Below are 5545 nucleotides of genomic sequence, written 5' to 3'. Positions count from 1 at the left end.
GCTGCCCGCCGCGGAGCTCGTGCACAACGGCGCGCTGGTGGTGGTCATGGGGGCCCTGCTGTTCGCGGTGGGCGTCGTGCCGACCACCGTCGACGGGCGCCGCCGGGGCACCCGGGACCGCGCCGCGGCCCCCGAGCACCCGCTGTTCCGCCGCACCCTGCGCCTCGCCGAGGCCGCGGCCGTGGTCTGGACCGTGGCCGCCGTGGCCGTGCTCGTCCTGTCCTACTCCGACGTCGCGGGCGTGCCCGTGGGCGGGGACGGGACCTACACCCAGCAGCTGCTGCACTACACCACGGACATCCCCACCGGACAGGCCCAGGCGGCGATCGTCGTGGTGGCCGCCGTCGTGACCACCCTGGTCTTCGGCATCCGGGCGCTGCTCGGGCTGCTGCTCACCCTGGCCCTGTCCTGCGCGGCCCTCGTCGCCATGGCCCTCAACGGGCACTCCGCCGGCGGCAACGACCACATGGGCGCCGTCAACTCCCTGGGCCTGCACCTGCTGGGCGCGGGGCTGTGGACGGGAGGGCTCGTGGTGCTCGCCTGGCTCTCCCCGCAGCTGAGCGCCCCGGACGCCGGCACCGGCACGCTCCCCGAGGGCGCCGCCCGGGGCCGTCCGTCCGCCGGCCCGCGGCGGCGGGTGCCGATCGCGGCCGTGGTCCTGCGCCGCTTCTCCGCGGTCGCCCTCGGCGCCTTCCTCCTCGTCCTGCTCTCCGGGACGGTCAACGCGGCCGTGCGCATCGGCTCCTGGGAGCAGCTCTTCAGCGGCTACGGGTGGCTCGTGCTGGTCAAGTTCGTCCTCACGCTGGGCCTGGGCCTGGCGGGCCTCACGCACCGCCGGTGGCTGGTGCCCGCGCTCGAGGCCGGCCGGCTCACGGCCCGCCGCGCCGTGTGGCAGCTCGTGCTCGGGGAGCTGCTCGTGATGAGCGCCGTCATGGGCGTCGCCGTGGCCCTGTCCCGGACCGCCCCGCCGGTGCCCGAGGAGATCGCCCCGGACGCCTCCCCGGCGCTGATCCTCACCTGGTACGAGCTGCCGCCCGAGCCCACCGCGGCCTCGTGGTTCACCACGTGGCGCGTCGACTGGCTGTGGCTCGCGGTCTGCGTGTTCCTCGCGGCCGTCTACCTGTGGGCGTTCGTGCGCGTGCGCCGGCGCCGGGACTCCTGGTCCGTGCTGCGCACCCTCTCGTGGCTCACCGGGGTCGGGGTGCTGTTCTTCATCACATCGGGCGGGTTCGCCGTCTACGGCCGGGTCCTGTTCTCGGCGCACATGGTCGAGCACATGGCACTGACCATGGTCGTGCCGATCTTCCTGGTCCTGGGCGCGCCGGTCACCCTGCTGCTCAAGGCCCTGGAGTCCCGCCCGGACGGCACCCGCGGGCCCCGCGAGTGGATCCTGCGGCTCGTGCACTCGGGGTTCGGCAGGGTCGTGACGCACCCGATCTTCGCGGCCGTGAACTTCGCCGGCTCCATCGTGGTCTTCTACTTCACCCCGCTGTTCCACTTCACCCTGCACTACCACGTGGGCCACGTGGTCATGGTCGTGCACTTCCTGATCACCGGGTACCTGTTCATGCTGGTGCTGATCGGCACGGACCCCATCCCGTACCGCCCCGGCCACATGATGCGCCTGGTCCTGCTGCTGGCCACGATGGTCTACCACGCCTTCGTGGGGGTCGCCCTCATGGGCTCCGACACCCTGCTGCAGGCCTCCTGGTTCGGCAACACCGGCCGGGACTGGGGCCGCACCGCGATCGAGGACCAGCAGCTCGGCGGGGCCCTCATGTGGGGGATCGGCGAGTTCCCCACCGTCGTCGTCGCCGTCGTCGTCGCGATCATGTGGGCGATCGAGGGCACCAAGGAGAACCGCCGTGCGGACCGCAAGGCCGACCGCACGGACGACGCCGAGCTCAAGGCCTACAACGAGATGATGGCCGGGCTCGCCGAGCGCGACGACCGCGCCGCCCGGCCCTGAGCACCGTCCCGCCCGTCCCGCCGCCCGTCCCGCCCTGGTCCACCCCGTCCTGCTCCGCCCCGAAAGGATCCCCCTCCATGCGCCTCACCTCCCGCGTCCGCGCCTCCGAGCTGCAGGGCCGTGCCTGGCTCAACACCGGCGGCAGGGACCTCGACCTCGCCGCGCTGCGCGGCAAGGTCGTGGTCCTGGACTTCTGGTCCTTCTGCTGCATCAACTGCCTGCACGTGCTCGACGAGCTGCGCCCCCTCGAGGAGCGCTTCTCCGACGTCCTCGTCACGGTGGGCGTGCACTCCCCGAAGTTCGAGCACGAGGCCGACCCGGACGCGCTCGCGGCCGCCGTGGACCGCTACGAGGTCCACCACCCCGTGCTCGACGACCCCGAGCTGACCACCTGGGACGCCTACACGGCCCGCGCGTGGCCCACGCTCGTGGTGGTGGACCCGGAGGGCTACATCGTGGCGCACCTCTCGGGGGAGGGCCACGTGCAGGGCCTCGTCACCCTCGTGGAGGAGCTCGTGGCCGAGCACGAGGCCCGGGGCACCCTGCACCGCGGCGACGGGCCGTACGTGCCCCGGCCGGCGCCCGAGGGGGACCTCCGCTTCCCGGGCAAGGTGCTGCCGCTGCCGGACGGCTCGTTCCTGGTCTCCGACACGGGCCACCACCGCCTGGTCCAGCTCGACAACGACCTCGAGACCGTCCGGCGGGTGATCGGCGCGGGCAAGGGTCACGCGGACGGCGACCCGGGGACCGCGCGCTTCACCGAGCCCCAGGGGCTCACGCTGCTGCCCGAGGAGGTGCGCGCGGCCGCCGGCTACGACGTGGTCGTGGCGGACTCCGTCAACCACCGGCTCCGGGGCGTGGACCTCGCCACGGGGCAGGTGCGCACGGTGGCCGGCAGCGGGGTGCAGCGGCTGCTCGACGAGGAGCGCGCGCGGGGGGCGGAGCCGAACCACATCGACCCCGAGGCCGACCCGCTGGAGGTCGCGCTGTCCTCCCCGTGGGACGTCGTGTGGTCCGCGCGGGCCGACCGGCTCGTGGTGGCCATGGCGGGCACCCACCAGCTGTTCTCGTTCGACCCCCGGACCGGCCGGCTCGCCGTGCTCGCGGGCACGGGGGACGAGGGGCTCAAGGACGGGTCCGGCGCCGAGGCGTGGTTCGCGCAGTCCTCGGGGCTCGCGGAGGACCACGAGGGCAACGTGTGGATCGCCGACTCGGAGACCTCCGCCCTGCGCGTGCTCCGGTTCGACGACGACGGGGCCGTCGCGGTCGAGACCGCCGTGGGCGAGGGGCTGTTCGACTTCGGCTTCCGCGACGGCGACGCCGGCGGGGCCCGCCTGCAGCACTGCCTCGGCGTGGCCCAGCTGCCCGACGGCTCGGTGGCCGTGGCGGACACCTACAACGGCGCCGTGCGCCACTACGACCCCCGGACCCGGCAGGTGGCCACGCTGGCCCGCGGCCTGGCCGAGCCCTCCGACGTGCTGCTGGACGTCTCGGGGGAGGAGCCGCTGCTCGTCGTCGTCGAGGCCAACGCCCACCGCCTGGTGCGCGTGCCGATCCCCGCCGCCGCCCAGCGCGTCGACGAGGGGGCGTCGCGGACCCAGCGGGCCCGCACCAGGCTCGCCCCGGGCGCGCTCGCGGTCGAGGTGCGCTTCGCGGCGCCGACCGGGCAGAAGCTCGACGACCGGTGGGGGGACCCGACGCAGCTGAGGATCTCGTCCTCCCCCGAGGAGGCGCTGGCCGAGGGCGCCGGCACGGCCCAGGGCCTGCGCCGGCAGCTCGTGCTGGCGGACGGCGTCACCGAGGGCGTGCTGCACATCACCGCGCGCGCCGCGGCGTGCGACGGCGAGCCGGGCGGGGAGATCCCCGACCACGCGGCCTGCCACCTCTACCAGCAGGACTGGGGCATCCCCTTCGTGCTGGACGCCGACGGGGAGAGCGAGCTGGTCCTGGACCTGCGCGGCGTCAACTGAGCGGGCTCAGCCGCGCGGGTCGACCCGCACCGTCGAGCCGTCGATGTCGAGGTCGGCGGCGACCTCGAACGGCACGGTGCGCTCGAGCCGTTCGACGTCCCCGGTGAACAGGTCGAGGGAGTCGAAGGCGATCCGCGCGGTGCCCTGCGCGGGCTCCAGGGCCCAGCCCCGGCCGCCCTCGGCCCCCACGACGATCTCCGGGTCCGGATAGGACTCGATCGTCCACTCCACGTCCCCCGAGACCCGGCCGTCGAACTCGAAGGAGAACGGGCAGCCGGACGGGAAGAGGCTGCCCTGCCCGGCGCAGTCGTCCAGGTGCTCCTTCAGCTGCCGGTCCACCTCCTGCTCGAGGGCCTCGGTCGGCCGGGCCTCCAGGACGATCTCCGCCTGCTGGCCCGGGTCGGTCAGCACGGTGCGCACCGGGTCGGCCGCCACGAGCTCGGACGTGTAGGAGGCCGTGTAGACGCCCGGGAAGAAGGCGGAGAACTCCGCGGAGGACTCCGGCAGGGCCACGGACATGCCGTTCACGTCGACCGAGGTGGCCCCCGGCAGACTGACCGTCACCGTGGGCAGGGGGGTCTCGTCGAACGCCCACACCGTGAAGAAGCCCCACTGGGTGTCCACGGGGTGGAGGGCGAACTCGGAGCTGTGCGGCTGGCCGTCGAGGGTGTAGTCCGCGCGGACCACGGCCCGCTCGCCGTCCTCCGAGACGGTGGAGACCTCCAGGTCCTCGAGGTCCTCGGCCGCGGCCTCGAGCGGGTCGCCGTCCAGCATCGCCGCGTTGGCCTCAGGGACGCGGGCGTTGAGCAGCCCCAGGGCCTCGCCGCCGTCGCCGTCCCGCAGGTCCTCGAGGTAGGCCCGCACGTCCGTCTCCGGACCGTACATGTACTTGTTCACCAGGGCGATGGTGACGGCGGCGGCCGCCACCCCGAGCAGCACGAGGAACAGCCAGGCCCCGAGGGCTTTCAGCACGCGGACGTTGGACTCCATCCGATCACGCTAGCCGATCGCCCCCCGGCCTGCGCGTGCACCGGGCCGGGCGGGGCCCGTCCGGGGCGCGGTCCGCCCCAGGACGGGTACGCTACGTGCCGCACCCCTTCCCCCGCCCGATCGTCCCCCGTCTGGAGCTGACTCCCCATGGCCGACTCCGTCCGCCAGGTCCCCGAGAAGTACGGACCCGTCCGCGCCGTGCTGCGTCCCCGGCTGGGCTCCTACGGCCGCCGCCTGCTCTCCTGCCTGGGCCCGCTGCTGGTGGTCGTGGTGCTCGTGCTGTTCCTCTGGGCGCGGCGGCCGGCCCCCGGCGTGGCGGTGGTGGTGCTCGTGCTCGTGCTCGCCGCCGCCGCCGCGTGCTGGCTCCGGCTGCGTCCCGTGCTGGTCGTCCGCACGGACAGCCACGTCCTGCGCTCCCGCACCGTGGGCTTCGCCGCGACGCCGCTCACGGAGGTGGAGCACGTCGTCACGATCGGGGCCCTGCACCGGGCGGCCGGCGCCCAGCGCTCGGCCGCCCGTCCCCACCTGTGGGCGGCGGGCCGCTCGGGCCGCCGGGTCCTGGGCCTCGACGGCGCGGTGTGGGACGCCCGCGCCCTCGAGGACGTCGCCGTGGCGC

Annotated in this window: 4 protein-coding genes; 3 read left to right on the top strand and 1 reads right to left on the bottom strand. The window is 74.6% G+C overall.

What is annotated here, in order from left to right:
* Both CRM73_RS17940 and CRM73_RS17935 read left to right on the top strand, forming a co-directional pair.
* On the top strand, window positions 1-1969 hold a 1969-nt coding region (locus tag CRM73_RS17940; protein ID WP_229588661.1), incomplete at its 5' end, for a cytochrome c oxidase assembly protein.
* A 77-nt stretch (window positions 1970-2046) separates the two neighbouring features.
* Window positions 2047-3939 (top strand): NHL domain-containing thioredoxin family protein, encoded by a 1893-nt coding sequence (locus CRM73_RS17935; RefSeq protein ID WP_095650362.1) that lies wholly within the window; start codon window positions 2047-2049, stop codon window positions 3937-3939.
* Between the two features lie 6 nt (window positions 3940-3945).
* Here the strand turns inward: CRM73_RS17935 and CRM73_RS17930 are convergent, their stop codons facing one another.
* Window positions 3946-4929, bottom strand: a complete 984-nt coding sequence (locus CRM73_RS17930; protein WP_229588660.1) for a hypothetical protein — start codon at window positions 4927-4929, stop codon at window positions 3946-3948.
* A 147-nt stretch (window positions 4930-5076) separates the two neighbouring features.
* Between CRM73_RS17930 and CRM73_RS17925 the strand changes: the two genes are divergently transcribed.
* Window positions 5077-5545: hypothetical protein (locus CRM73_RS17925; protein ID WP_229588659.1), on the top strand; the 469-nt coding region annotated here is incomplete at its 3' end.

Origin of the sequence: Kocuria sp. CCUG 69068, from assembly GCF_020833785.1 — a bacterium.
Lineage (GTDB): Bacteria > Actinomycetota > Actinomycetes > Actinomycetales > Micrococcaceae > Kocuria > Kocuria rosea.
This window is presented reverse-complemented; position numbering and strand designations above follow the sequence as displayed.